At 63.1% G+C, this 25,720-nt stretch carries 27 protein-coding genes; 15 read left to right on the top strand and 12 right to left on the bottom strand.

The window, feature by feature from the left end:
• The first annotated feature begins 30 nt into the window (after positions 1-30).
• A complete protein-coding gene (locus Q0844_RS02170; RefSeq protein WP_299041604.1) occupies positions 31-654 on the top strand; it encodes a MarC family protein in 624 nt (207 codons plus the stop codon).
• Positions 655-685: 31 nt separating this feature from the next.
• Complete coding sequence (locus tag Q0844_RS02165) at positions 686-1,267, top strand: TIGR02281 family clan AA aspartic protease (RefSeq protein WP_299041602.1); 582 nt, start codon at positions 686-688, stop codon at positions 1,265-1,267.
• 34 nt (positions 1,268-1,301) lie between these two features.
• On the opposite strand, the gene Q0844_RS02160 is transcribed toward Q0844_RS02165, so the two are convergent.
• Entirely contained in the window at positions 1,302-1,757 is a 456-nt protein-coding gene (locus Q0844_RS02160) for a DNA polymerase III subunit chi (RefSeq protein ID WP_299041601.1), read from the bottom strand.
• A 1-nt stretch (position 1,758) separates the two neighbouring features.
• Positions 1,759-3,231, bottom strand: coding sequence for a leucyl aminopeptidase (locus Q0844_RS02155; RefSeq protein WP_299041599.1), 1,473 nt, complete (start codon positions 3,229-3,231; stop codon positions 1,759-1,761).
• Positions 3,232-3,414: 183 nt separating this feature from the next.
• On the opposite strand from Q0844_RS02155, the gene lptF reads away from it, so the two are divergent.
• Genes lptF through rsmA form a run of 6 tightly spaced genes read left to right on the top strand, consistent with a single transcriptional unit; the run spans position 3,415 to position 10,827 of the window.
• Positions 3,415-4,521, top strand: coding sequence for an LPS export ABC transporter permease LptF (gene lptF / locus Q0844_RS02150; RefSeq protein WP_366522974.1), 1,107 nt, complete (start codon positions 3,415-3,417; stop codon positions 4,519-4,521).
• The gene (gene lptG, locus Q0844_RS02145) at positions 4,518-5,615 is read left to right on the top strand and encodes an LPS export ABC transporter permease LptG (RefSeq protein ID WP_299041594.1); all 1,098 of its coding nucleotides are present in this window, start codon (positions 4,518-4,520) and stop codon (positions 5,613-5,615) included. Before lptF ends, lptG begins: the two co-directional genes overlap by 4 nt.
• 1 nt (position 5,616) lies before the next feature.
• On the top strand, positions 5,617-7,803 hold the full coding sequence (gene lptD, locus Q0844_RS02140; protein ID WP_299041592.1) for an LPS assembly protein LptD: 2,187 nt from the start codon (positions 5,617-5,619) through the stop codon (positions 7,801-7,803).
• On the top strand, positions 7,800-9,029 hold the full coding sequence (locus tag Q0844_RS02135) for a peptidylprolyl isomerase (RefSeq protein WP_299041590.1): 1,230 nt from the start codon (positions 7,800-7,802) through the stop codon (positions 9,027-9,029). Before lptD ends, Q0844_RS02135 begins: the two co-directional genes overlap by 4 nt.
• Positions 9,026-9,988 (top strand): 4-hydroxythreonine-4-phosphate dehydrogenase PdxA, encoded by a 963-nt coding sequence (gene pdxA / locus Q0844_RS02130; protein WP_299041588.1) that lies wholly within the window; start codon positions 9,026-9,028, stop codon positions 9,986-9,988. The genes Q0844_RS02135 and pdxA overlap by 4 nt, the downstream gene beginning before the upstream one ends.
• Complete coding sequence (rsmA, locus tag Q0844_RS02125) at positions 9,985-10,827, top strand: 16S rRNA (adenine(1518)-N(6)/adenine(1519)-N(6))-dimethyltransferase RsmA (protein ID WP_299041585.1); 843 nt, start codon at positions 9,985-9,987, stop codon at positions 10,825-10,827. The genes pdxA and rsmA overlap by 4 nt, the downstream gene beginning before the upstream one ends.
• 54 nt (positions 10,828-10,881) lie before the next feature.
• On the opposite strand, the gene Q0844_RS02120 is transcribed toward rsmA, so the two are convergent.
• The 3 genes from Q0844_RS02120 to prfA all read right to left on the bottom strand — a co-directional run bounded on the left by Q0844_RS02120 (position 10,882) and on the right by prfA (position 13,521).
• Entirely contained in the window at positions 10,882-11,436 is a 555-nt protein-coding gene (locus tag Q0844_RS02120) for a DUF4167 domain-containing protein (protein WP_299041583.1), read from the bottom strand.
• 202 nt (positions 11,437-11,638) lie between these two features.
• A complete protein-coding gene (gene prmC, locus Q0844_RS02115) occupies positions 11,639-12,475 on the bottom strand; it encodes a peptide chain release factor N(5)-glutamine methyltransferase (protein WP_299041580.1) in 837 nt (278 codons plus the stop codon).
• Entirely contained in the window at positions 12,472-13,521 is a 1,050-nt protein-coding gene (gene prfA, locus Q0844_RS02110) for a peptide chain release factor 1 (RefSeq protein WP_299041577.1), read from the bottom strand. The genes prmC and prfA overlap by 4 nt, the downstream gene beginning before the upstream one ends.
• A gap of 93 nt (positions 13,522-13,614) precedes the next feature.
• Here prfA and Q0844_RS02105 point away from each other — a divergent pair, with 93 nt between their 5' ends.
• A complete protein-coding gene (locus Q0844_RS02105; protein WP_299041574.1) occupies positions 13,615-13,905 on the top strand; it encodes a hypothetical protein in 291 nt (96 codons plus the stop codon).
• Here the strand turns inward: Q0844_RS02105 and Q0844_RS02100 are convergent.
• From Q0844_RS02100 to Q0844_RS02085, 4 genes are all read right to left on the bottom strand, one after another.
• Positions 13,843-14,130, bottom strand: a complete 288-nt coding sequence (locus Q0844_RS02100) for a DUF1499 domain-containing protein (protein ID WP_299041572.1) — start codon at positions 14,128-14,130, stop codon at positions 13,843-13,845. The two genes, Q0844_RS02105 and Q0844_RS02100, sit on opposite strands and share 63 nt — an antisense overlap.
• 164 nt (positions 14,131-14,294) lie before the next feature.
• On the bottom strand, positions 14,295-15,242 hold the full coding sequence (speB, locus tag Q0844_RS02095; RefSeq protein WP_299045177.1) for an agmatinase: 948 nt from the start codon (positions 15,240-15,242) through the stop codon (positions 14,295-14,297).
• Positions 15,232-16,200 (bottom strand): agmatinase, encoded by a 969-nt coding sequence (gene speB / locus Q0844_RS02090; RefSeq protein ID WP_299041570.1) that lies wholly within the window; start codon positions 16,198-16,200, stop codon positions 15,232-15,234. Before speB (Q0844_RS02090) ends, speB (Q0844_RS02095) begins: the two co-directional genes overlap by 11 nt.
• Positions 16,201-16,266: 66 nt before the next feature.
• On the bottom strand, positions 16,267-17,430 hold the full coding sequence (locus tag Q0844_RS02085) for a M20 aminoacylase family protein (RefSeq protein WP_299041568.1): 1,164 nt from the start codon (positions 17,428-17,430) through the stop codon (positions 16,267-16,269).
• Positions 17,431-17,493: 63 nt separating this feature from the next.
• Between Q0844_RS02085 and mazG the strand changes: the two genes are divergently transcribed.
• On the top strand, positions 17,494-18,315 hold the full coding sequence (mazG, locus tag Q0844_RS02080; RefSeq protein ID WP_299041567.1) for a nucleoside triphosphate pyrophosphohydrolase: 822 nt from the start codon (positions 17,494-17,496) through the stop codon (positions 18,313-18,315).
• On the opposite strand, the gene Q0844_RS02075 is transcribed toward mazG, so the two are convergent.
• Entirely contained in the window at positions 18,302-19,171 is an 870-nt protein-coding gene (locus tag Q0844_RS02075; protein WP_299041564.1) for a hypothetical protein, read from the bottom strand. The genes mazG and Q0844_RS02075 overlap by 14 nt on opposite strands.
• A gap of 119 nt (positions 19,172-19,290) precedes the next feature.
• Between Q0844_RS02075 and Q0844_RS02070 the strand changes: the two genes are divergently transcribed.
• Genes Q0844_RS02070 through Q0844_RS02060 form a run of 3 tightly spaced genes read left to right on the top strand, consistent with a single transcriptional unit; the run spans position 19,291 to position 22,108 of the window.
• Positions 19,291-20,232, top strand: a complete 942-nt coding sequence (locus Q0844_RS02070; protein ID WP_299041562.1) for a nucleoside hydrolase — start codon at positions 19,291-19,293, stop codon at positions 20,230-20,232.
• A complete protein-coding gene (locus Q0844_RS02065) occupies positions 20,229-20,678 on the top strand; it encodes a GNAT family N-acetyltransferase (RefSeq protein WP_299041559.1) in 450 nt (149 codons plus the stop codon). Before Q0844_RS02070 ends, Q0844_RS02065 begins: the two co-directional genes overlap by 4 nt.
• 32 nt (positions 20,679-20,710) lie before the next feature.
• Positions 20,711-22,108 carry a protein adenylyltransferase SelO gene (locus Q0844_RS02060; RefSeq protein ID WP_299041557.1) on the top strand — a complete coding sequence of 466 codons (1,398 nt, stop codon included), beginning with the start codon at positions 20,711-20,713 and terminating at the stop codon, positions 22,106-22,108.
• Here Q0844_RS02060 and Q0844_RS02055 read toward each other — a convergent pair.
• Positions 22,105-22,980, bottom strand: coding sequence for a DMT family transporter (locus tag Q0844_RS02055; protein ID WP_299041555.1), 876 nt, complete (start codon positions 22,978-22,980; stop codon positions 22,105-22,107). The genes Q0844_RS02060 and Q0844_RS02055 overlap by 4 nt on opposite strands.
• Positions 22,981-23,099: 119 nt before the next feature.
• On the opposite strand from Q0844_RS02055, the gene Q0844_RS02050 reads away from it, so the two are divergent.
• On the top strand, positions 23,100-23,909 hold the full coding sequence (locus Q0844_RS02050) for a DUF533 domain-containing protein (protein WP_299041553.1): 810 nt from the start codon (positions 23,100-23,102) through the stop codon (positions 23,907-23,909).
• Positions 23,910-23,928: 19 nt separating this feature from the next.
• Here Q0844_RS02050 and Q0844_RS02045 read toward each other — a convergent pair whose 3' ends face one another.
• Positions 23,929-25,206: a DEAD/DEAH box helicase gene (locus tag Q0844_RS02045; protein ID WP_299041550.1), complete on the bottom strand. Its 1,278-nt coding sequence runs from the start codon at positions 25,204-25,206 to the stop codon at positions 23,929-23,931.
• 76 nt (positions 25,207-25,282) lie between these two features.
• Between Q0844_RS02045 and Q0844_RS02040 the strand changes: the two genes are divergently transcribed.
• A complete protein-coding gene (locus Q0844_RS02040) occupies positions 25,283-25,702 on the top strand; it encodes a Fur family transcriptional regulator (protein ID WP_299041548.1) in 420 nt (139 codons plus the stop codon).
• Positions 25,703-25,720: the final 18 nt, after the last annotated feature.

Below are 25,720 nucleotides of genomic sequence, written 5' to 3'. Positions count from 1 at the left end.
TGCGCCACAGGCGCGCCTTGAGAATACGCCATGATCGACACCGCCTTCCTCATCACCGCCTTCGTGACCATGTTCGTGGTGATCGACCCCATTGGCCTTGCGCCCTTGTTCGTGGCGCTGACCCAGGGCGTGCCGGAACGCCAGCGCCGCGGGATCGCGGTACGCGCCTGCGCCATTGGCATGATCATCCTGGTCGTCTTTGCCCTCTTTGGCGAAGCGGTGCTGGGCTTCATCGGCATCTCGATGCCCGCCTTCCGCGTCGCGGGCGGCATCCTGCTCTTCCTCACCGCGCTCGACATGTTGTTCGAACGGCGCACAAAACGGCGCGAGGACCAGTCCGAAGATACCGAACATGACGACCCGTCGGTCTTTCCGCTGGCAATCCCGCTCATCTCCGGGCCCGGCTCCATCGCGTCCGTGATCCTGCTGACCGGTCAGAAACCGGGGGTCGAAGGATTGGCCCTCGTGCTGGCGATCACGGCGCTTGTCCTTGGTGTGTGCCTTGTCCTCTTCCTTGCCTCCAGCTTGCTTGAACGTGCCTTGGGCAAGACAGGTATCACCGTGGTCACACGGCTTCTGGGCATGCTGCTTGCGGCCCTGTCGGTGCAGTTCGTTCTGGACGGTTTGCGCAACTTTGGCCTGATGCCGGGCTGAAACGGATGCGCATCTGCCCTATATGAGCGATATGAGCGGCGACAACATTGCACAATTGATCTACCTGGGCACCTTCGCACTGGTGCTGGGTGGCGGGTTTCTTCTCTCCTCAAGGCTCAAGCTTGGGCAGACGATGCAGATGGCGGCGATCTGGGTGCTGATCTTCATCGGGGCGATCGGGGCCGTTGGTCTTTGGGGTGACATCCAGGACGACCTCATGGCGAACCAGACCCGGTTTGATGACAGCGGCACCATCACCATTCCGCGCAGCTTTGATGGCCATTACTACCTGACACTGGACATCAACGGGCGCGCCACCGATTTCATCGTCGACACGGGCGCAACCGACATCGTCCTGAACCGGGCCGATGCGGCGGCGGCAGGGCTTGATCCGTCGACCCTGAACTTCCTGGGCCGTGCCGCCACCGCAAACGGAGAGGTGCGCACAGCACCCGTGCGCCTCGATACGGTTGCCATCGGCCCGCATGAAGACACCAACGTGCCCGCCGTCGTCAATGACGGCGACCTGGGACAGTCGCTTTTGGGTATGGGGTACCTGCAACGCTGGGGCCGGATCGAGATTGCGGGCGGAGAGATGACGCTCAGCCGTTAGGCACCCGCGATTTGGCACATCGCCGCTGCCCCGTTCAGGTCTCGGCCTTTTTCTCCCACCGGCCGCTTTCTTCCGACCAGTATTGCGCTGCAGCACCCGCATCCTTCAATGCCTTCCACTGGGCACGCGCAATATCCAGCGCCGCAGGGTCGTTGCCGTCGAACAGGACACAGACGCGGTCCAGGGCCGCCACTTCCTCTGCGGTCACCTCGGCCCCGTCAATGGTCATCACGCACGTGGCCCCATTGGCCGCAGGCCCCGAGGTCAGCAGCACCGGCTGATCCGCATCATGTGGCCCGCCCGCCATGCCGTGGGGCAGGAATCCGTCATCCGCCCCAAGCCACAGCTTTTCATCCAGCCATCCCAGCCGTCCGGCATCCGGCCCGCGCACGGCCACGCGCCAGCCAGCCTCAAGCGCCTTGCCCAGCAGCATGGTCAGCGTGTCCTCAAGCGGGCGGCGCGTCAGGTGGTAGAAATAGGCAGCGCCCATGTCACTCCGTCTCGTATCCGTCGGCGACAAGCCGGTTCAACGCCATCACGCCCCACCCTGTCGCGCCAGAGGGCGCAAGCGCAGTCTCCGACTTGACCGCCGCCACACCGGCAATGTCCAAGTGGATCCATGGGGTGCCCTCCTTGACGAACCGTTGCAGGAACTGCGCCGCCGTGACGGATCCGGCAGGACGCCCACCGATATTCTTCATGTCCGCAATCCGCGACTTGAGCAAATCGTCATAGGCCTTGCCCAAGGGCATGCGCCATGCGCCTTCACGCTCTTTCTCGGCCGCCTTGAGGAATGCGTTGCAAAACCCGTCATCATTGGAAAAGACGCCCGCGTTTTCGTGACCCAACCCGATGATGATCGCACCTGTCAGCGTCGCGAGGTCCACCATGCCCGCAGGTTCAAAGCGCTCTTGCGCATACCACATGACGTCACACAGAACGAGGCGACCCTCGGCATCGGTGTTGATGATTTCAACGGTATCACCCTTCATCGACGTGACCACATCGCCGGGCCGCGTGGCATTGCCCGACGGCATGTTTTCCACCAGTCCGACCAGCCCCACGACATTGGCCTTGGCCTTGCGCTTGGCCAGCGCGCGCATCGTACCTGCCACGACGCCGGCGCCGCCCATATCCATGGTCATGTCTTCCATACCGCCGGCCGGTTTCAGGCTGATACCGCCCGTGTCAAACACGACGCCCTTGCCCACCAGCGCCAGTGGCGCCGCATCCTTGGCGCCGCCGTTCCATTGCATGACCACAACTTTCGACGGGCTGTCCGACCCCTGCCCCACGGACAACAGCGTGCGCATGCCCAGCTTTTCAAGTTGCGCCTCCTCCAGCACCTCCACGTCGAGGCCCAGGGCCTTCATCTCGACCAGCCGGTCGGCAAATTCCGTCGTGGTCAGCACATTGGCCGGTTCATTCACCAGGTCCCGGGTCATGAAGGCGCCATCGGCAATCGCCATCAACGGCGCTGCGGCGTCCTCTGCCTCTTCCGGCTTGGAACACATCACGGACACCGCCGTATCGCTGGGTTCCGCATCGGTTTTGTGCGGCACAAAACTGTAGTCGCGCATGACCAGGCCAAAGGCAATTTCGGCCACCCGGCGCGCGCCGTCAGCGGCCAGCAGAACCGCCTTGTCACCTCGCAACTTGCCCAGGGCCGCACCCGCCTTGCGCGCCTCCTCCACCCCGTGATTGCGCGGCAGGCAGATCACGTCCAACGCATCGGCCGCCATCCCGGCAGGCCAGCCAAAGCTGGTGACAGACCCCGGTTTGACCTTCTCAAAGGCGTCACTGTCCACAAATCGCTGCACCGCGCCGCGCGTCAGCCGGTTGGCCCGGCGCGCGCTTTGCTCCAACTTGCCTTCGGGCGTCACAATCACCGCCACGCGGCCCGGGTGGGTCGCTATGGCGTCAAGGTCTGTGGCAATGAAGGTGACGGGGGTCAGGTCAGTCATGATGTGCTCCGGATCGCTGTTTGGACCAGAGGTAACGCGCGACCGCGCCACTGACCAGCGGTTAGGGACGTTTTGGAGTTTTCCCCGCGCGCGCCTTGGGGTAGGTTCACAGCCAAGCGCTGCCGCGTCATGCATGACGACCACGACACCACAGGGGGCCCATTGGTCAGATTTGACCGCTATATGTTGTCACAATTGCTGTGGCTCTTTGGCTTTTTTGCCCTCGTACTGGTTGCCGTATTCTGGATCAACCGGGCCGTACAACTGTTCGATCGCCTGATCGGCGATGGGCAGACCGCGCTTGTGTTCCTGGAATTCTCGGCCCTGGGCCTGCCCCGCCTGATCACGACGGTCCTGCCAATCGCAACCTTTGCCGCCGCTGTCTATGTCACCAACCGGCTGAACAATGAAAGCGAACTGACGGTGATGATGTCCACCGGATCGTCGCCCTGGCGGCTTGCGCGCCCTGTGGCGGTGTTCGGTCTGGTATCGGCCCTGATGATGTCGATGCTCAGCCATGTGCTGGTCCCTGCCGCCACCGAACAATTGTCGCAGCGCGAGATCGAAATATCGCGCAACATCACCTCGCAATTGTTGACCGAAGGCACATTCCTGAGCCCGGCCCCGGGCGTGACATTCTATACCCGGGCCATCGGCGAGGATGGCGTGTTGCAGGACGTGTTTCTGGCCGACCGCCGTCTGCCCGAAAAACGGGTGATCTACACTGCGGCAGAGGCCTATCTCGTGCGCAATGGCGATGACACGTCTCTGATCATGGTGGACGGGTTGGCGCAGCAACTGACCATCAGTGACAACCGTCTGTCGACGGCCAAGTTCCGCGACTTCTCGTTCGACATCTCGCCCCTGATGAAGACCGACGAACAGATCGCGCCGTCGCTGCAATTCATGCGCACCGATGCCCTGCTGTCGGATTGGGACGGGCTGTCCGCCAGCTTGTCGACCCGCCCCGGCGCCGTGGCCGAAGAGGTGCACAGCCGTTTTGCACGGTCCCTCTTTTGCTTTGTGACCGCCATGATCGGCTTTGCGACGTTGCTGGTTGGTGGGTATTCACGCTTTGGCGCGTGGCGCGAGGTCGTGGTCGCATTCCTGATGCTGATCGCACTGGACGGGATGCGCAGCCCCTTGTCGACGCCTGTTCTGGATCAGGCCAGCCTGTGGCCGATCCTCTACCTGCCGTCCATCATCGGGCTGGCGCTGTCGGCGGGCCTGCTTTGGTTTGTGTCCGGCGGACGCGCAACCCTGCACCGGCTGCGAGGACGTGCGGCATGATCCTGCATTTCTACTTTGCCCGGCGCTTTGCACTGGCCCTGCTTGGCATAGCCGCCGTTTTGATCGCACTTGTGGCGCTGGTCGACATCATTGATCAGACGCGCAAGTTCAACGATTTCGGCGTGGGCTTCGGGCAGCGGATCGTTCTGACGCTGTTGAACGTGCCCGAAACCATCAACCAGATCCTGCCATTGATCATGATCCTGGGCACCGTGGCGCTGTTCGTGTCGCTGGCCCGGTCATCGGAACTGGTTGTGACCCGCGCCGCCGGACGGTCCGCGCTGCGCGCCCTTGTCGGTCCGGTTGTGGTATCGATTGTGATCGGCATCTTCGCCACAACGACATTGGGCCCGATCGTGGCCGCCACCTCCAAACGCTACGCAACGTTGGCCGAGACCTATCGTTCGGGCGGTGTGTCCGCGCTGTCCATCTCCGAGGAAGGTCTGTGGCTGCGCCAGGGCGGCGAAAGCGGTCAGACGGTGATCCGCGCGACGCGGTCCAACGCGGATGCGTCCGTTCTGTACGATGTGACCTTCGTGTCCTACGCGCCCGGCGGCGGTCCGGTACGCCGGATCGAGGCGGCCAGCGCCGCATTGCAACAGGGCGCATGGTCATTGCGCAAAGCCAAGGCATGGCCGCTTGCAACGGGGTTGAACCCGGAGGCAAACGCGGTCGAACATGACATCCTTGAAATTCCCTCGACCCTCACGCTCGATGGCATTCGCGAGCGTCTGGGCACGCCGGCGGGCGTGTCCATCTGGGACATGCCCGAATTCATCGCGCAGCTGGAACAGGCGGGCTTTTCCGCGCGCAAGCATGTGGTGTGGATGCAGTCCGAATTGGCGCGTCCGATCTTTTTGATGGGTATGGTTCTTGTTGCCGCAGCGTTCACGATGCGCCATACCCGGTTTGGGGGGACCGGCACGGCGGTGCTGGCTGCGGTGTTGCTGGGGTTTGGTTTGTACTTCATCCGAAGCTTTGCACAGATACTGGGCGAGAACGGCCAGATACCGGTGCTGCTGGCAGCATGGGCCCCCCCCGTTGCATCCATCCTTCTGGCCCTTGGGCTGCTCTTGCAGGCAGAGGACGGGTAGGATGCGTGGATTATTCCGCCATTTCCTGACAACCGTCCTGCTGGCTTTGTCGATCGCCGTGCAGGCCCATGGCCAGGCGCAGCCGGATGCACCATTGGCCACACCGCCCCCCGCTGTTCTGGTCGCCGACAGCATAGAAGTGACCCGCGAACGCCGCCTGATCGCGCGCGGCAATGTCGAGGCGTTTCAGGGCAACACACGGCTGAGCGCACAGGCCATCGAATACAACCCGGACACGGGCGCATTGACGATCACCGGGCCGATTGTGATCGATGACGGCGGCGGGGTCGTTATCCTCGCCAACCAGGCCGAGCTGAGCGAGGACCTGCAAAACGGGCTACTGACCGGCGCGCGCCTTGTTCTCAACGACCAGCTGCAACTGGCCTCGGTCCAGTTGAACCGGGTTGGCGGGCGCTATACGCAGCTTTACAAAACAGCCGTCACATCCTGCCGGATCTGCGAAGAGGACACCGGCCCGCCCTTGTGGCAGATCCGGGCCAAGCGTGTGGTTCATGACCGCGAGGCGCGCCAGCTTTATTTTGACGGGGCACAATTGCGGGTCCGCAATGTGCCCATCCTTTACCTGCCGCGCCTGCGCCTGCCCGACCCGACGCTGGACCGGGCCACGGGCTTTCTGATCCCCGAGATCCGTTCGAACTCGCGTCTGGGCACCGGGTTGCGCGTGCCATACTTCATCAAGATCGGCGACCAGCGCGACCTGACACTGACACCTTATTTGACCGGCGACACCAGAACGCTGGAATTCCGGTACCGACAGGCATTCAAGCGGGGGCGGATCATCCTCCAAGGCGCCTATTCCGATGACGACCTGCAACCTGACGACACGCGCGGCTACCTGTTCGGGGCGGGCGAATTTGCATTGCGCCGTGGTTTTGTTCTCGAATTCGATTTCGAGTCCGTGTCAGATGATGCCTACCTCAATGACTACGGCTTTTTCGGCAAAGACCGGTTGGACAGCACACTCCAGGTCACCCGCACACGGCGCGACGAATTCATTCGCCTGTCCTATGTGAACTTCAAGTCGTTGCGCGATGACGAAGATGACGATCTGCTGCCCTCGGACGTGGCGGATGCGCTTTATGAACGGCGTTTCCATCCCGCGGGCATAGGGGGCGAGATACGCCTGTCCGCCGAAGCACATGCGCACGAACGGCCCTCGGATGTCGATATCGATGCCGATGGCGACGGGTTCATCGATGGCCGCGACGTCTTGCGGTTCAACGTCGATGCCGAATGGCTGCGTACCGTGCAATTCGGCGGACTGCAGATGCAATCGACATTGGGCATCGCCGGTGACGTGATCCGCGTCAGCGACGATTCGACGTTCGACGATGGCGACAGTGGTACAGCCCCCAAGGTGGGCGTGGTCCTGCGCTATCCCCTGATGCGGCGGGGCAAGAACGGCGTGCGCCAGTTCATTGAGCCTATCGCCCAGGTGTCATGGGTCGGTGGAGACGGGCTGCATGTCCCGAATGACGAAAGCACAAGGGTTGAATTTGACGAAGGCAACCTGTTGTCGCTCAGCCGCTTTCCCGCCCCTGACAGGCGTGAACGGGGTTGGGCGGTGGCCTATGGCGGGACATGGGCCCGACTGGACCCCGATGGCTGGTCGGCCAGTCTGACCGTTGCCCAGATCTTGCGGGAAGAGGCACAGCCGGATTTCAACGACAATTCGGGCCTGTCGGGCAGCTCATCCGATTTTCTTCTGGCTGGCCAACTTGAATTCGATGGCGGCCTTGCCATGTCGGGGCGCACCCTGTTTGACGAGGATTTCGACATCTCCCGCGCAGAAGTGCGTGGCGACTGGAGCAATGACCGCCTTGACCTTGGCGGCAGCTATATCTGGATTGACGAGGATCCCGCCATCGAACAACCCGCGCCCATCGGCGAAGTGACCTTTGACGGCGCCTACAAGATCGACCGGTTTTGGACCGCAACGGGAAATGTCCGGTATGATCTGGACGAAGGGCGCGCGGCCACCGCGGGGGCCGGCATCGCCTATACCAATGAATGCGTTCGCGTGGGGGTGTCGATCAATCGCAGCTTCGCGGACTCGACAACTCTTGAGCCCTCGACCAGTCTGGGGTTAACAGTGTCCTTGCGCGGCTTTTCCGTCAACACGGGCGAGCGCGTGGAAACACGATCATGCGGAAAGCAGGCAAGATGAGCGGGAAGACCTTCAGGCAAGTGATGATGGCGGCATGTGCCGTGGCTGTATGGGCGGTACAGGGTGCAGCACAGGACCTGTTTGCACCGGTCGCGCAGGTGGACCAGCGTGTCATCACCGAATTCGAGGTGCAGCAGCGACAGCGCTTCTTGCGGGTACTGGGCGCAAGTGGCAGCAGCCGCACCGAAGTGATCGAGGAATTGATCCGTGACCGTCTGCGCGAACAGGAAACACGCGCCGTGGGCATCGTGCTTGGCCCCGAGGAACTGGCCTCTGGCCTCAGTGACTTTGCCGCCCGCGCCCAACTCAGCACCGAAGAGTTCGTCCAAGGCCTTGCGAGCGAAGGCGTGGCCGAAGAGACTTTCCGCGATTTCGTCAACAGCCAGCTTGTGTGGCGCGACTACATCCGCGCGCGGTTTGGCAGCCGGGTTCAGATCGACGACCGTGAAGTCGACCGGGCCGTCGCGTCGGCTCGCGGCAATTCCGGGATCGAAGTACTGGTTTCCGAAATCATCATTCCTGCACCTCCTGACCGGTCAGAAGCCGTGCTGGAGCAGGCCGAAACCATCTCGCAATCCACGTCAGAAGCCGAATTCTCCAGTTTCGCGCGCCGGTTCTCGGCAACGGCGTCCCGGGGGGCGGGCGGTCGCCTGCCCTGGACCGCGATCACCGATCTGCCACCGGTCCTGCGCCCGCTTCTGCTGTCGCTGGCCCCTGGCCAGGTGACCGCACCGCTGCAAATCCCGAATGCGGTTGCGCTGTTCCAATTGCGCGACATCCGGGAAACGGATGCGCCACAGCGGACCTATTCGTCGGTGGAGTATGCCGCCTACTACATCAACGGCGGGCGCACGCCCGAGGCGCTGTCGCGCGCCCGCACCATCGCATCGCGTGTGGACCGCTGCGACGACCTCTACGGCATTGCCCGCGGGCAGGCCGAAAATGTGTTGGACCGTGGCAGCTTGCCTCCCGAAGAAATCCCCGATGACATCGCGATCGAATTGTCCAAACTGGACCCCGGAGAGGTGTCGACAGCGCTGACGCGCGCCAATGGCAACACCCTTGTCTTCCTGATGCTGTGCGGCCGGACGCCTGCCCTGGAAGAAGAACAAGAGGTCGACCGCGCAGCCATCGCGACGCAATTGCGCAACCAACGCCTGACCGCATTTTCCGAGACGTTGCTGGCCGAGCTGAGGGCCGAGGCCGACGTGCGCATCTTCGAATGACACAACGCCCCATCGCCATCTCTTGTGGCGAACCGGCGGGCATCGGTCCCGAAATTGCGGCCAAGGCATGGGCATCTCTCGGGAACAGTGTACCGATGATCTGGATCGGTGATCCCCGCCATCTGCCGCGTGATGTTGCGTGGACAGAGGTGTCGACCACGTCAGCGGCCGTCGGGGCAGACGCGCTGCCGGTCCTGCGTCATGCATTTCCCGACCCTGTCACACCCGGCACGCCGTCACCGTCCAACGCCCAAGCGGTGATCGACGTGATTGCACGGGCGGTCGACCTGGTCACGACCGGACAGGCCGCCGCGCTGTGCACCGCGCCCATCCACAAGAAAGTGCTGATGGACGGTGCCGACTTTGCCTATCCCGGACATACCGAATACCTCGAGGCGCTGACAGATGCGCCGCACGCGGTGATGATGCTTGCATCCCCGGCGTTGCGGGTCGTGCCGACGACAATCCACATCGCGTTGGAACAGGTCCACACAACGCTCAGCCCGGACCTGCTGCGCAACACCATTCGGATCACGGCGCAGGGTCTCAGGGATCAGTTCCACATCACCGCGCCGCGCATCGCCGTTGCGGGTCTGAACCCCCATGCGGGCGAAGGCGGGGCGATGGGACGGCAGGAAGGCGATTGGATTGGCGCACTGGTGGCCGAAATGGCCGCAACCGGGATCGACGTGACCGGCCCCTGGCCTGCCGACACGATGTTCCACGCAGCGGCACGCGACCGCTATGACGCGGCTGTCTGCATGTACCATGACCAGGCGTTGATCCCCATCAAGACGCTGGATTTCGACCGTGGTGTGAACGTGACGCTGGGCCTGCCCATCATCCGCACCTCGCCCGATCACGGGACGGCCTTTGATATCGCTGGGCGTGGCATCGCCAATCCCACCAGCATGATCGAAGCCATCAAGCTGGCCCACGAAATGGCAGGCACGGTATGAGCGCCATCGACGATCTGCCCCCGCTGCGCGAGGTGATCGCGACCCATGGGCTGAGTGCGCGCAAGGCTTTGGGCCAGAACTTTCTTCTGGACCTCAACCTGACGGCCAAGATCGCGCGACAGGCGGGCACCCTCTCAGACACGGACATACTTGAGATCGGGCCAGGTCCGGGGGGCCTGACGCGCGGTCTGTTGTCCGAAGGGGCACGCAAGGTGCTGGTGATCGAAAAGGACAGGCGGTGCCTGCCCGCGCTGGCCGAGATCGCAGAGCGCTATCCCGGTCGCTTGCACGTTATCGAAGGGGATGCGCTTGACGTGGATCCCCTGGTGCATTTGACGCCGCCGATCCGGGTCGCGGCCAATCTGCCGTATAATGTCGGCACCGAATTGCTGGTGCGCTGGCTCACTCCGCCGACTTGGCCACCCTTCTGGCAATCGCTGACGCTGATGTTCCAGCGTGAAGTGGCCGAACGCATCGTGGCACAGCCGGGCTCAAAGGCCTATGGGCGGCTGGCAGTGCTGGCGCAATGGCGGGCCGATGCGCGGATCGCGATGGCGCTGCCGCCCGAAGCCTTCACGCCACAGCCCAAGGTGTCCAGCGCCGTGGTGCATCTTACCGCCCTGCCCGCGCCCCGCTTTGACGCGGATGCCGCAGTCCTGAGCCGCGTCGTGGCTGCGGCCTTCAACCAACGCCGCAAAATGCTGCGTGCCGCACTCAAGGGCACGGCTCCGGATATCGAGGATCGGTTGCGGGCTGCGGGCATCAAGCCCACGGACCGAGCCGAACAAGTTTCGCTGGAGGCATTCTGCGCCCTCGCCCGGGAAGTCGCCAAAGGCTGAAACGACAAGGGCGCGCACCACTGGCACGCCCCCATTTTCACATCTCAAAAATGCTTATTCAGCGGCTTCCGGTGCCGGCCCGTCCGCTTCCGGGTGCGCGGCATCAGATTGCTCTGGCGCCACATCGGCCTTGGGCTTGCGGGCGCGGCTGCGCGACTTCGGCTTTGGCTTGGGCTGGCTTTCAGGGGTCTCGACCAATCCGCTTTCGCCATCGGCATCAACCACATCGGGCTGCGGGGTCTGCGCCGGATCAGGGTTCGCATCCGGCTCCTGACGGGCTGCGCGTTCGCGGTCCCGCTCGGCCTGACGTTCGCGGTTCTGGCGTTCCTGCTCTTCCCGGCGGGCCTCGATCTCGCGTTGAGCGTCGGCCAGCATACGCAGGTAGTGTTCGGCGTGCTGCTGAAAGTTCTCGGTGGCCACGCGGTCACCGGCCAGTTGCGCATCGCGCGCCAACTGATTGTATTTGTCGATGATCTGTTGCGGTGTGCCGCGGACCTTGCCCTCGGGGCCGGAACTGTCGAACACCCGGTTGACGACGTTACCGCCACCTCCACCGGAATTGCGGTTGCGGTTGTTCTTGGACCGGGACCGTGATCTCGAAGACTTCATGGATGTGTTCAGCTCTCTGGCATAACTTTTTGGGATCGCCCGTGCCGCATCATCTTGGTTGCGTGTCACAGTCTCTTGGCGATCTTGTGGATGGGACGCTGGCGCATGCCTGATCGGCGGCAGCAGTGTCTGAAGCATGAATAAGCACGGTCATGCCCTGACGACAAGGGTTAAAGGGGCTTTTTTGGCATTTTTGATCGGATCACGCCGGATTCCGCGCAACAATCACACGGTCACGGCCATCAAGGTCCGGCAAGACGTCAACAGTTCCCCACCCCCGGTCCTTGAAGATGCGGCGCACGTCATCGCCCTGCTGCCATCCGATCTCGCACAGAACACGGCCCTGAGCGGTCAGGTAGCTGCCCGCATCATCCGCAATGATGCGATACGCCGACAACCCATCGCCCTCGTCGGTCAGCGCCATGCGCGGTTCGTGGTCACGCAATTCAGGCGACACCTCCTCCATCTCGAAGGCGGACAGATAGGGCGGGTTCGACATGATCAGGTCAAATCGCCCCTCAACGGGGTCGAACCAGTCACCCTGCAGGATCTCGGCCCGCGCGGCCACTTGATGCAGCACCGCGTTGGCCGACGCCTGCAGGCACGCCTCTTCGGACAGATCAACACCAACGCCCCGCGCGTCCTGCCGTTCGGCCAGCAGGGTCACAAGCAGACAGCCGGACCCGGTGCCCAGATCCAAAACCCGGTCGAACTCGCTGCCCAAGGCGGCCTCGACCAGTGTTTCGGTCTCGGGGCGCGGGTCCAGCACATCCGCACTGATCTTGAACCGGCGGCCATAGAATTCACGCTCGCCAATCAGATGACTGACGGGGACACGCACGGCGCGCAGGGCAATCAGGTGGTCATAGCGATCCGCAATGTCAGGCGCGATGTCTTCGGGCGCGATCAGGGTGACCCGCGCCGCATCGACCTGGGCGGCATGCGCCAGCAATACGCGTGCATCGCGGGCCGGGTCCGGCACACCCGCTGCGCGCAGGCGGGCGGTGGCGGCAACCATGGCTTCGGCGGCAGTGGTCATGTGCCCATCTCCGCCATCATCCGGGCCTGTGCATCTGCGGTCAGCGCATCGATCACCTCGTCCAGATCGCCCTGCATCACCTGATCCAGCTTGTACAGGGTCAGGTTGATGCGGTGATCCGTCATGCGCCCCTGCGGGAAATTATAGGTGCGGATACGTTCCGACCGGTCGCCCGACCCCACCTGTGCGGCCCGGTCGGCAGAGCGTTCGCTGTCCATCCGGCTCCGCTCCATGTCGTAAAGACGGGTGCGCAGCACCTGCATTGCGATCTCGCGGTTGCGGTGCTGTGACTTTTCGCTGCTGGTTACCACGATGCCCGACGGGATGTGCGTGATGCGCACGGCACTGTCGGTTGTGTTCACATGCTGTCCGCCGGCACCCGACGACCGCATCGTATCGATGCGAATGTCATTCGGGGCGATGTCGATATCGACCTCTTCGGCCTCGGGCAGGACGGCGACAGTGGCGGCAGAGGTGTGAATGCGACCGCCGCTTTCGGTGGTGGGCACACGCTGGACCCGGTGTACGCCGCTTTCGTACTTCATCCGGGCAAAGACGTTGTCACCCTTGATATGGGCCACGACCTCCTTGATGCCGCCCAGTTCGGTCGCCTGTTCCTCGATGATGTCAACTTTCCAGCCGCGTACCTCTGCATAGCGCTGGTACATGCGCAACAGGTCCCCGGCAAAAAGGGCCGCCTCGTCCCCACCGGTACCGGGTCGGATTTCCAGCATCGCGGGGCGCGCATCAGCGGCATCCTTCGGCAAAAGCGCCAGTTGCAGCGCAGCCTCGGCCTCGGGCAATGCGGCCTTCAGACGGGGCAACTCTTCCTCGGCCAGTTCTGCCATGTCCGGGTCGGACAGCATCGCTTCGGCCTCTTCCATGTCCGACACGATTTGCTGATATGCGGCAATTTGATCCACCACGGGTTTCAGGTCCGAATATTCCTTTGCCAGCGCGGCAATATCACCCGTTCCATCGGCCATCGCGGCCTCAAGATACTGAAAGCGCTGGGTGATCTGAAAAAGGCGGTCCTGGGGGATCATGCAGCGGGTTTGAGCCATGCCGGGGCTTTGGTCAAGCGGGTTTGATCCAGCCGACCCTTTGGCGAACGCCTGTTGCGTGATATATTATGCGACATGAAACATACGCTTCTGATTTCCCTTCTCGCGGCCAGCCCTGCGTTGGCGGATGTCACCTCGCCCTCGGGCAAGACGGTGGAGTGCTATTGTACGGACAAGGCAGGCGCACGCATCGAATTGGGCCAGACCATCTGTTTGCAGGTGGACGGCCGTATGTTCATGGCGCAATGCCAGATGTCGCTGAATTCGCCCATGTGGCGCGAAGTGCAGGAAGGGTGCCTCAGCTCATCCCTGTCCGGCGACGATCAGCATCCGCTCCAATCGTTCGCGGTTGACGCCCATATCTGATTTTCCGAACCGCAGCCTGGCATGCATCTTGAGCAGCCCGTCGCTGTGTTCAATCGTCGTATAATCGGGAAAGCCCACCCATTTGGAACGGGTCACATAGGTGATGCGCCGTTCGTCCACGGCTCCGGCAATGGCTGTGGTCCGGGGCAGCGCCCGCATAGCCGCATCGACACGCGCCAGCGCATCGGGTCCCGTTTCCGTGACACGAATGGCGCCGCCTGTCATGTTCTGGCTGTTGGTTTCGGCAATTGGCACATGCCATTGGGTCGGATCCGTTGGCGCAAATCGCACAAACGCAACAGCTCCGATTATCAAAACACAAATAACACCAACAAGATACATGACGTATTTCATCTCATTCGCTTCACGTTGCCAGATCAACCGACGCCTCAGCGATAGGTCACGCCGGGCAGGATGCACAACAGCTCATACAGGATGTTCGCCGCTGTCAGCGCCGTGTTGCCTGATGTATCGTAGGGTGGCGAAACTTCAACCAGGTCACACCCCACCAGATTGAGGCCGCGCAAGGCCCGGATCAACTGCATCGCCTGCGGCGTGGTCAACCCGCCGATTTCCGGCGTTCCGGTACCGGGGGCAAAGGCCGGATCAAGACTGTCTATGTCATAGCTCAGATAGGTAGGCACGTCGCCGATGTCGCGGCGGATTTCAGCGCCCAACTGGCTCAGGTCGCGGCCCCACAACTCGGGTGCCAGAAACTGCTGAAAGCCCCAGCCCTGCGCCTCGGTAAAGTCCTCTGCCGAATACCCGGTGCCCCGCAAGCCCACCTGATAGACCTTGGATGGCTGGATCAGACCTTCCTCATAGGCGCGTCGAAAGACGGTGCCGTGCGTCTCTTTTTCACCAAACATCTCGTCATTGACGTCGGCATGGGCATCCACATGAACCAGGGCCACCGGCCCGTGCCGTTTTGCAATCGCGCGCAGAATTGGCAATGTGATGGAATGATCGCCACCAATTGCGACAGGCACCGCATCGTAGGTAAGGATCGTCTCGTAACTCTCTGCAATAATGCGCAAACTGTCCGAAAGGGAAAACGTATTGATCGCCAGGTCGCCAATATCTGCAACGTGCAGGCTGTCAAACGGCGCCGCCCCTGTCTGCAGGTTATAAGGCCGTATCATCGCACTTTCGGCGCGCACCTGCTTGGGTCCGAACCGGGTGCCGGAGCGCCAGGATGTGCCAATGTCCATCGGCACACCCAACACCGCCACATCCAGCTTTTGCAACGCGTTCGAGAACGGCAGGCGCATAAAGGTGTTGGGGCCGGAGAAGCGGGCCAGGTCGTTGCCGCTCAGCGGCTGGTTCTTAGGCGCCACCGCGCATCCTCCATCCCAGAAGCTGGCAGATTTCCGTCGCGACATGCGCCCCGGCAATCGCCGTCGCGCCGGTGGTGTCAAAGGGGGGCGACACCTCGACCACGTCGCCGCCCTGAATATTGATGCCCGCCAGACCACGCAGCAACGCCGCAGCCTGCGCACTCGACAAGCCGCCCCACACGGGGGTGCCGGTGCCCGGGGCAAAGGCGGGATCAAGGCCATCAATGTCAAAACTCAGATAAACGGGCCGGTCCCCCACGATGTCCCGTGCCCGGGCCGCGGCGGCCTCGGGGCCGATGCGGTGCAACTCGGGCGCATCGATAATATTGACGCCCAGGGTGTCCTCATTTGTCGTCCGTATCCCGATCTGCACCGATGTCGCCGGGTCCACGATCCCCGACTTCACCGCCTTGTAGAACATCGTGCCATGGTCCACACGGGCCATGTCGTCATCCGCCCATGTGTCGGTGTGAGCATCAATCTGGATCAGCGATATCGGCCCGTGCTTCTCGGCATAGGCCTTGAGAATGGGAAACGAGATGTAGTGATCCCCGCCCAGCACAACGCTGGCCGCACCCGCATCCAGAATACCCCGGACATGGGCCGTCAGCGTGTCGGGAAAGGCCGGTATGTCGGCATAGTCAAAGGCCACGTCGCCATAGTCCACGATCACCTGTTCGCTCAGCACATCAAAGGGCCAGCCATACGGCGCATCGGGGGCTTGCAGGCTTGACGCCTCGCGAATGGCGCGTGGGCCCAGCCGTGTGCCGGGCCGGTTCGTGACCGCCTGATCAAAGGGCACGCCTGTTACGGCAATATTCACGCCCGTCAGGTCCTTGGTATACCGCCGCCGCAAGAACGACGTCGCCCCGCCAAAGGTCAACTCGAATGACGGGCCGCGCGGGTCCTCGCGGGTGAACGCATGGTCCATCTGCGTCTTTGCATCTTCAAGCGCCATCTTGATCCTTCATCTTGCCAGATAAACTCCGGGGTGAGGCGCGCAGGCGCCGAGGGGCAGCGCCCCTTATCGCACGGGCTGCGCCGTCTCGACCAAACGGGCAAAGAATGACGCCCCAATCGGCGCAATCTCGTCATTGAAGTTGTATTTGGGGTGATGCACACCCGCCCCGTCGCCCTGCCCCAACATCAGGTACGCACCGGGCCGCTCTTCAAGCATGTATGAAAAATCCTCTGCCCCCATCACGGGCTCCACATCGCCTTCAACGCCGATCTCGCCCGACACTTCGGCGGCAACCTGCGCCGCAAACGCGGCCTTGCCCGCATCATTCACGGTCGGAGGATAGCCGAACTCGATCTCCAGCTCCGCCTCGCAGCCATAGGCCGCCGCACATCCGGCCACGGCCTCTTCCATGCGGCGCACAACCATGGCCTGCACGTCCTTTTCAAAGGTGCGGATGGTCCCGTTGATATAGGCGGTCTCGGGGATCACGTTGTCCGTGGTGCCCGTGTGGATCTGGGTGACCGAGATCACCAATTGCTGCAACGGCTTGTGGTTGCGGCTGACGATGGTCTGCAATGCGGTGACAATGCCACAGGCCGCGACCACGGGATCCACCGTGTCATGCGGGCGGGCGGCATGCCCACCTTTGCCGGTGACGCGAATATGGAAGGTATCAGCCGCCGCCATGATAGGCCCGCCGCGCGTGTGAAACTTGCCGAAATCCTTTCCGGGCGCATTGTGGATGGCATAGACCTCGCCGATGCCGAACCGCTCCATGATGCCCTCCTGCACCATGACCTCGCCCCCGCCGCCATCTTCCTCGGCGGGTTGAAAGATCAGCGCCACGCGGCCAGAAAAATTGCGCGTCTCGGTCAGATACGTCGCCGCCCCCAGCAACATGGCGGTGTGCCCGTCATGGCCGCAGGCATGCATCTTGCCCGGATGGGTCGAGGCATAGGGCACACCTGTTTCTTCCTCGATCGGCAGCGCATCGAAATCGGCGCGCAGGCCGATGGTGGGGCCGTCAGCCTGTCCGTTGATGATGGCGACAAGGCCCGTCTGCGCGATGCCGTCATGCACCTCATCCACGCCGATCTCGACCAACCGCTCGCGAATGAAGGCGGACGTCTTCGGGCAGTCAAAGGACAACTCGGGAATGCTGTGCAGATGCTGACGCCACGCCGCCATGTCCGGGGCCAGATCGCCGATGCGGTTGATGATGGGCATGGGTGGACTCCTGTCGCGGGGATACGTCACATGTCAGCAAACCTGAAACCGCCGGGGGCTGCAATGGGCGACGCACTAATCCACGATCAATCGGCCGGAATTGAACGCTTGCTGGAAATCATGCGCCGGTTGCGCGATCCGGACACGGGATGCCCGTGGGACATCGAGCAGACCTTTGAGACCATCGCGCCCTACACCATCGAAGAGGCATACGAAGTGGCGGATGCCATCGAACGGCAGGACTGGGCCGAACTTGAGGGCGAGTTGGGCGACCTGCTGTTGCAATCGGTCTATCACACCGCGATGGGGGAAGAGGCCGGGCATTTCAGCTTTCAGTCTGTTGTCACCAACATCTCGAACAAGATGGTGGATCGGCATCCGCATGTTTTCGGCGACGCCTCCCGCGACAAGTCCGCGGACCAGCAAACCCGCGATTGGGAAGCGATCAAGGCCGCCGAACGCGCAGGCAAGGCACAACAAGGCGCGCTGGACGGCGTTGCCATGAACCTGCCTGCGCTGTTGCGCGCCGTGAAGTTGCAGAAACGGGCCGCGCGCGTCGGGTTCGACTGGCCGGAAACCGCGCAAGTGATCGACAAGATCCAGGAAGAAGCCGCCGAGTTGGTCGAGGCGCGTGACACGCTGGGCCACGAAGAGATGGTCGATGAAATGGGCGATCTTCTGTTTGTGGTGGCCAACCTTGCCCGCCATCTGGGCGTCGAACCCGAAGAGGCCCTGCGCCGCACCAACGCCAAGTTCACCCGCCGGTTCGAAGCCGTCGAACAGGCGTTGGCCGATCAGGGCAAACGCCCGCAAGACAGCACGCTCGCGGAAATGGACGCCCTGTGGGACGCGGTCAAGGCGGACGAAAAAGCTAAGCGACGTTGATCGCCGGCATCCATTCCATCTGTTTCAGGTCCGACGCATAACGGGCGGATAAATCCGCCTGCTCCTTGTCCGTGAAGGCCGCAAAATTGCGGGGCTTCGTGTTTGCCGCATGCCGTTCAATGACCGACTTCCAGTCGGCACGCGACAGGTCACGGCCGGTGCGGTATCGGGCCTGCAACGTCTCAAGCGCCGCATCGGTCGCGCTTTTGTTGGCGATCTGCCCCGGCTCGATCAGACCCGACATGTCCAGGCCCGGCGCCAGCGTGTGCAATAGGTTCAGGCTTGATCCCCGCGACGCATATGGCAGCACCGTCATGGCCTCGGGCCGCAGGATGTCGCGGATGGATGCGGCCAGTTCCGGCCACCCCCGGTCGATGTTCAGATAGCTGTCCCGCACCTCGGCAAAATCGGGCATGGGGTTGTCTTCGGCCCGCTTGCGAAACGCCGACACGAACAGCTGCTCATAGGGGCGCACCACCAACAGCACATGCGCAATCGGACCGTCCCAAGCGGCCCGCAGCGCGGAACAGCGGGCTTCGGCAAAGGGATAGAACTTGCCTTGCATGAAATGAAACATGCGGCCCAGGATGTTCTCCTCGGACAGGATGACGGGGCGGCTCGTGCGGTACGGATCAAGGGTGCGCCGGGCCTTGGCCGCGGCACCCACCGGGTCAATCCGCGTCCCGGTCGGCAAACGCAGGGCCAGCTTGCCCGATTTGATCCCGTCGCGCCCCGGATACGCCGGCGTCCAGCCGCGCGCCTGCAGGACCAGCCGGTTTTCGTGCAAACACATCTGAAACGACGTCGTGCCTGTACGATGCGCCCCGGCATGGACATAGATCGGTGCATCAGCCATCAACGCACCCCCCGGGCCGCGCCGTGCCAGCCGCGCAAGGAATTGCGCACCGGGCCCTGCCCCTTCTGGACAAGGCAGGCCAAAGGGGCCACGTTGCGCCAAACTTGACCGGAGGTTCCATGGCGGCGCGCAAAATCATCATCGACACGGATCCAGGCCAGGACGACGCCGTCGCGATCCTGTTGGCACTTGCCAGCCCCGAGGATGTGGAGGTGCTGGGAATCACCGCCGTGGCGGGCAACGTGCCCCTGGCGCTGACCGCCAGGAACGCGCGCATCATCTGCGAGTTGGCCGGTAAAACGGATGTTCCCGTTTTCGCGGGATGCGACCGGCCCCTGGGGCGCGATCTGGTGACGGCTGAGCATGTGCATGGAAAAACTGGCCTCGATGGTCCGAACTTGTCGGACCCGACCATGCCGCTTCAGGGTAAACATGCGGTTGACTGGATCATCGAAACCCTGCGCGACCATGATGCCGGCACGATCACCCTGTGCCCGCTGGGTCCGTTGACCAATGTCGCCACGGCCTTTGAACGGGCCCCCGACATCGTCGAAAAGGTGCAGCAGATCGTCCTGATGGGCGGCGCGTACTTCGAAGTGGGCAACATCACGCCAACCGCCGAGTTCAACATCTACGTCGATCCACACGCCGCTGATATCGTGTTCAAAAGCGGTGTTGATATCGTCGTGATGCCGTTGGATGTGACGCACAAGGCGCTGGTCACCAAACCGCGCAATGATGCCTTCCGCGCCCTGGCCACGCCCGTGGGTGTCGCTGTTGCGCAGATGACCGATTTCTTCGAACGGTTCGACAAGGAAAAATACGGCTCTGCCGGTGCGCCGCTGCACGACCCGTGTGTGACTGCCTATCTCATCCGGCCGGATCTTTTTTCCGGGCGGCATATCAATGTAGAGATTGAAACAACCTCTGAATTGACCATGGGCATGACGGTCGCCGACTGGTGGCGGGTCACCGACCGCACGGCCAATGCGACCTTTATCGGTGACATCGATGCGGACGGTTTTTTTGACCTGTTGACCGAACGGCTGGCCCGGTTGTGAGTGCTGCGCTGACCCTTGCGACGCCGGAACACTTCGCGCGTCTGGATTCGCTTGTTGCCGCCTTTCACGCAGAAGAGGGCATCGAGATGTCCGACGCGGCCCGCGCCGCAGGTCTGCAACCACTGCTCGACGGCATACCGCATGGTGCGGCATATCTGATCGGCCCGGCGCGTGCGCCCATCGGCTATGTGGTTGTGACCTTTGGATGGTCCATCGAATTTGGCGGGATGGATGGGTTTATCGACGAAATCTTTATCCGACCCGGCGTGCGGGGGCGCGGTATCGCGACCGAAGTTCTGTTGGCCCTGCCGCGCGCCTTGGGCGGTGCAGGCGTCAAGGCCCTGCATCTTGAGGTCGGGACGGACAACGACATAGCGCAGCGGCTTTATGGTCGGGCCGGGTTCCGCCTGCGCGAAGGCTACCACCTGATGACCCGGATGCTCTAGCCTTTGGCGCGTCGCCCACCTATGTCCAAGCCATGACCGTGCGCATCCCCTTCGACAACAGCTATGCCACCCTGCCTGGCGTTTTCTACACCCGCCTGGACCCGACCCCGGTGGCCCAGGCAGATATGCTGGCGTGGAATGCCGACCTGGCCGCCGAATTGGGCATCGAAGGCAGCGATCCAACCGTCTTTGCAGGCACAACCGTGCCAGACGGCGCGGCCCCGCTGGCCCAGCTGTATGCCGGACATCAGTTTGGCAACTACAACCCGCAGCTTGGCGATGGGCGCGCGATCCTGCTGGGCGAGGTGATCGACCGCCACGGGCAGCGCCGCGACATCCAACTGAAAGGGTCCGGCCCGACCCCCTATTCCCGCATGGGCGACGGGCGCGCATGGCTGGGTCCGGTTCTGCGCGAATACGTGGTCAGCGAGGCGATGCACGCGTTGGGCATCCCCACCACACGGGCGCTGGCCGCCGTGGCCACGGGCGAACCGGTCTACCGCGAACAGGGCGCGCTGCCCGGTGCGGTGCTGACGCGCGTCGCATCCAGCCACCTGCGCGTGGGCACGTTCCAGATCTTTGCCCACCGGGGCGAGATTGACGCGTTGCGGACGTTGACCGACTACGCCATCGCGCGACACCACCCCGAGGCGGACGGCCCCATGGGATTGCTCAAGGCCGTGTGTGCCGCCCAGGCCGAACTGGTGTCGGCATGGATGTCCGTGGGCTTTATCCACGGCGTTATGAACACGGACAACTGCACCCTCTCCGGCGAAACCATCGACTATGGCCCTTGCGCCTTCATGGACGCCTATCACGAGGGGCGCGTGTTTTCGTCCATCGACCAGATGGGGCGCTACGCGTTTGGCAATCAGCCCAGGATCGCGGTGTGGAACATGGCGCAACTCGCAACGGCCCTGATCCAGCTGTTCGACGACAAGGAACAGGCGGTCGCAGACGCGACAGCCATCGTGCACGCCATGCCGGGCCAGTTGCAGGCTGCCTGGCTGCGCCGGTTCGGGGCCAAGATCGGGTTGGAAGGCACCACACCCGGGGACCAGACGCTGATCGAAGACCTTCTGGCGCTGATGCAGACGGACGGCGCGGATTTCACAAACACCTTCGCCGCACTGCATACCGATGCCGCACGGGACCAGTTCACGGACCGCGCATCCTTTGACACCTGGGCCCGACGCTGGCGCGCGCGCACGCCCGACACCGACCTGATGCAGCGCAGCAATCCGCAGATCATTCCGCGCAACCACCGGATCGAGGCGATGATCGAAGCCGCGGTCGCAGGCGACATGGCGCCGTTCCAACGCCTGATGACCGCCCTCGGTACGCCCTATGGCGTCGCGCCAGACTTCGATGACCTGCGCCGCCCCCCGTCCCAATCCGAAATCGTGCCCGCCACCTTCTGCGGCACCTAGCGGCGGTTGATCAACACCAGCCCCACGGCGACCAGCCCAAGGGCCAGCCAGATCGTGACCGAGATATCCTCGCCCAGAATCATCCAGCCCAGCACAACCGCAAACACCGGTGACAGAAAGCTGAACGAGGCAACGCCCGACGCCGGGTAGATCTTCATCAGGAAGAACCAGAACAGGAAGCCAAAGCTTGCGATGAACACGATCTGGTAAGCCAGGCCCACCACATGGATCACCTCAAGATCGCGCAAAAGCGGCCCAAAGGCCGGGGCCACCAGCAGCAAGACCGGCGCCGACACAAGAAGCTGCCAGAAAAGCTGTTGTTCAGCCGGAATGCCGGACAGGGGCGTGACCCGGACGCACAGCGCGATGCCCGCCCAACACAAGGCAGCCCCCAGGGCAAACACATCGCCCAGCAGATGGCCCTGCCCGGCCTCGCGGTCCAGCAACGCCAGCACGACACCCCCCATGGCAAAGGCCAGACCGACAAGGCGCACGCCTGTCAGACGCTCTCCCGGCAAGAGAACATGCGCGGCCAGCGCCAGCCAGACGGGCATCGAATAGAACAGGATGGACGTGCGTGCGACGCTGGTCAGATCAAGCGCCAGGAACAGGCAAATGAACTCGACCGCGAACAGCAGCCCGGCAATGATCCCGCCGGCCCGCCCCACGGCAGGCATACGCAGCGGAATCCCCCGTACCCACATCCACGCCGCCAGCAGCGCCAACGCGCCAAGCGACCGCAAACCCGCCATGAACACCGGTTGAAAGCCCCCGTTCGCGACCTTGATGACCACCTGGTTAAAGCCCAGGTTAAGCGAAAACAGGGTCAGGGCCACGGCACCGAACAGGTCGATTTGGGACTTGCGTATCATCGGCGCAGAACGGCCGGTTTACCGTGCAATGTCAATCGGGCGCAAACATTCCCCGCCGTTTGGGCCGTGATCTGTGCCAAGGTTCAGACCAGCGATTCCCCGGGGAGATGGAGTAGACTATGAGCTTGATGAAGACATTGGCCAAGGTGGCCATTGGCGTGGCCGTTGCCAAAGGTGCCAGCGCAATGATGCAGAAACGTGGTAGCGCGACGGGCGGCGGAGGTGCCGGATTGGGCGGATTGCTCGGGGGGCTGTCGGGTGGTCAGGCGCAGGGCGGCGGATTGCAGGACATGCTGGGTGGCCTCATGGGCGGCGCGCAAGGCTCGGGTTCAGCCGGAGGTATGGGCGGCCTGGGCGGCCTTCTCGAAGGACTGGGCGGCGCGGGCGGTCAGGGCCAGGGCCTGCAAGGGATGCTGGGCGGCCTGGCCGGCGGCGCAGGCGCGGCCGGATTGCTTGGCGCACTCGGCGGCGGCATGGGACACCGGCCCGCAGACAATGGCGCCAGCTTTGGTCAGGTCCTGAATTCGAACTTTGACCAGACACCGGAAGAGCCGATCGAACCCACCGCCGATCAGGAAGCCGCGGCGGCGCTGATGTTGCGGGCGATGATCCAGGCGGCCAAGTCCGACGGCCAGCTCGACGAGGCGGAACAGGAAAAACTGATGGGCCAGTTGGGCGGCGACATCGACGCAGATGAGGCGGCCTTTCTCAAGGCGGAAATGCAGCGCAGCGTGGATGCGCAGGCCTTGGCCCGCGACGTGCCGAACGGCATGGGACCGCAGGTCTATGCAATGTCCGTGCTGGCCATCGACCTCGACAGCCAGGCCGAGGCGCAATACCTGCACGGGCTTGCGCAGGCACTGGGTATGGATGCGGGCCAGGTGAATGACATCCACGCCCAGCTTGGCGTGCCGTCACTCTATACTTGATCTGACGGGGCCGGGTGCGTCAGACGCGTGGCCCCTTGGGCTTGCGGCGGCGCCGGTTTGACGGCTTGGCGCCATCGGGCGCCCCGCCGGGACGGCCGCCGCCCGGCTTGCCGCCGGGTCGACCCCGACCGCGTCCGCGCCCACCGGCGGTTTTCGCATTGGGATCCGGCACCGGTTCCCACGCGCGGCCCGACAGCACCGGAATGGACAGTTTCATGACCTTCTGGATGTCCTTGAGGTGGTCCATCTCCTCGGGCGCGCAGAACGCCACGGCAGACCCATCCTTGCCCGCGCGCGCAGTGCGGCCGATCCGGTGCACATAGGCTTCGGGCACATTGGGCAACTCGTAATTGTAGACAAACTTCACGTCCGGAATATCGAGACCACGCGCCGCGACATCCGTCGCCACCAGCACCCGCACTTCGCGCGCCTTGAAGGCGGCAAGCGCACGTTCGCGCTGGCCCTGCCGCTTGTCACCGTGAATGGCCGCCACGGCAAACCCCTTGCGTTCCAGCGTACGCGCCAGCCGGTCGGCACCATGTTTGGTGCGTGTGAAAACCAGCGCCCGGTTCTCTCGGTGCTTGTCCAGAAGTTCGATCAGAAGTTCGGACTTTTCGGCCTTGGCGATAAAGTGCACCCCTTGCGTGACCTTGTCGGCGGCCTTTCCGGGCGGGTTCACCTCGACGCGGATCGGGTCGCGCAAGTAGCTTTGCGCGATCTCGTTCATCTGTTTGGGCATCGTGGCCGAAAACAGCATGGTCTGCCGGTCTTCGCCCATCAGTTCTGAAATCTTGCGCAGCGCATGGACAAAGCCCAGATCCAGCATCTGGTCCGCTTCATCCAGCACCAGAAACCCGGTGCCCTGCAACTTGATGGCTTTGCGCTCCACCAGGTCCAGCAAGCGGCCCGGCGTTGCAACCAGGATGTCCGCGCCCTTGGACAGGCGCTGTATCTGCGGATTGATGCTGACACCGCCCACGACAATCTGCACGCGCATGCCGGTCAGGGCGCGCAGCATCTGCGCGATCTGACCCGCCAGTTCGCGTGTGGGCGCCAGGATCAGACCCCGCGCAGTCTTGGGGGCCGGCTTGCCCCCTTCTTCCATCAGCCGCGCAATCAGCGGAATGCCAAAGGCCGCTGTCTTGCCGGTGCCGGTCTGCGCCAGTCCCATCACGTCGCGCCCGTTCAGGGCATGCGGAATCGCCTGTGCCTGAATGGGGGTCGGTTGGGTCAGGCCCATCTCTGCCACGCGCTTGGACAGCGTCTGCGGCAGGTTCATCATGTCAAAATCGCTCATGGCCCCCAGTGGACCCATACCACACCAGCGTCAACCGCAATTGCCCCCGGCCCGCCCTTTCGGTAAAGCCGTGCCCATGACCTCCAAACGCGCCACCATCACCGACCGCAGCGAAGCCAAGGGGCTGCGCATGACGCACCCGCGCCGCGTGATCGCCCAGGTGCTGGAGGAATCGGACGACCACCCGGATGTCGAGGAACTCTACAATCGCGCCAGCGCCGTCGATTCGAGGATCTCCATCGCCACGGTCTACCGCACGGTGAAGCTGTTCGAAGAGGCTGGCATTCTAGACAAGCTGGAATTCGGTGACGGGCGCGCCCGGTACGAAGACGCGGAGCGCGAACATCACGACCACCTGATCGACATGAACTCGGGCGAGGTGATCGAATTCGTGGATGCGGACATCGAAGCGCTGCAGGAAAAGATCGCCGAAAAGCTGGGCTATGAACTGCGTGGCCACCGCCTTGAACTCTATGGTGTACCGCGCAAGCGGTAACAATATGAAGGAGGCCAG

The organism is uncultured Tateyamaria sp. (assembly GCF_947503465.1).
In the GTDB taxonomy this organism is placed as follows: Bacteria; Pseudomonadota; Alphaproteobacteria; order Rhodobacterales; family Rhodobacteraceae; genus Tateyamaria.
This window is presented reverse-complemented; position numbering and strand designations above follow the sequence as displayed.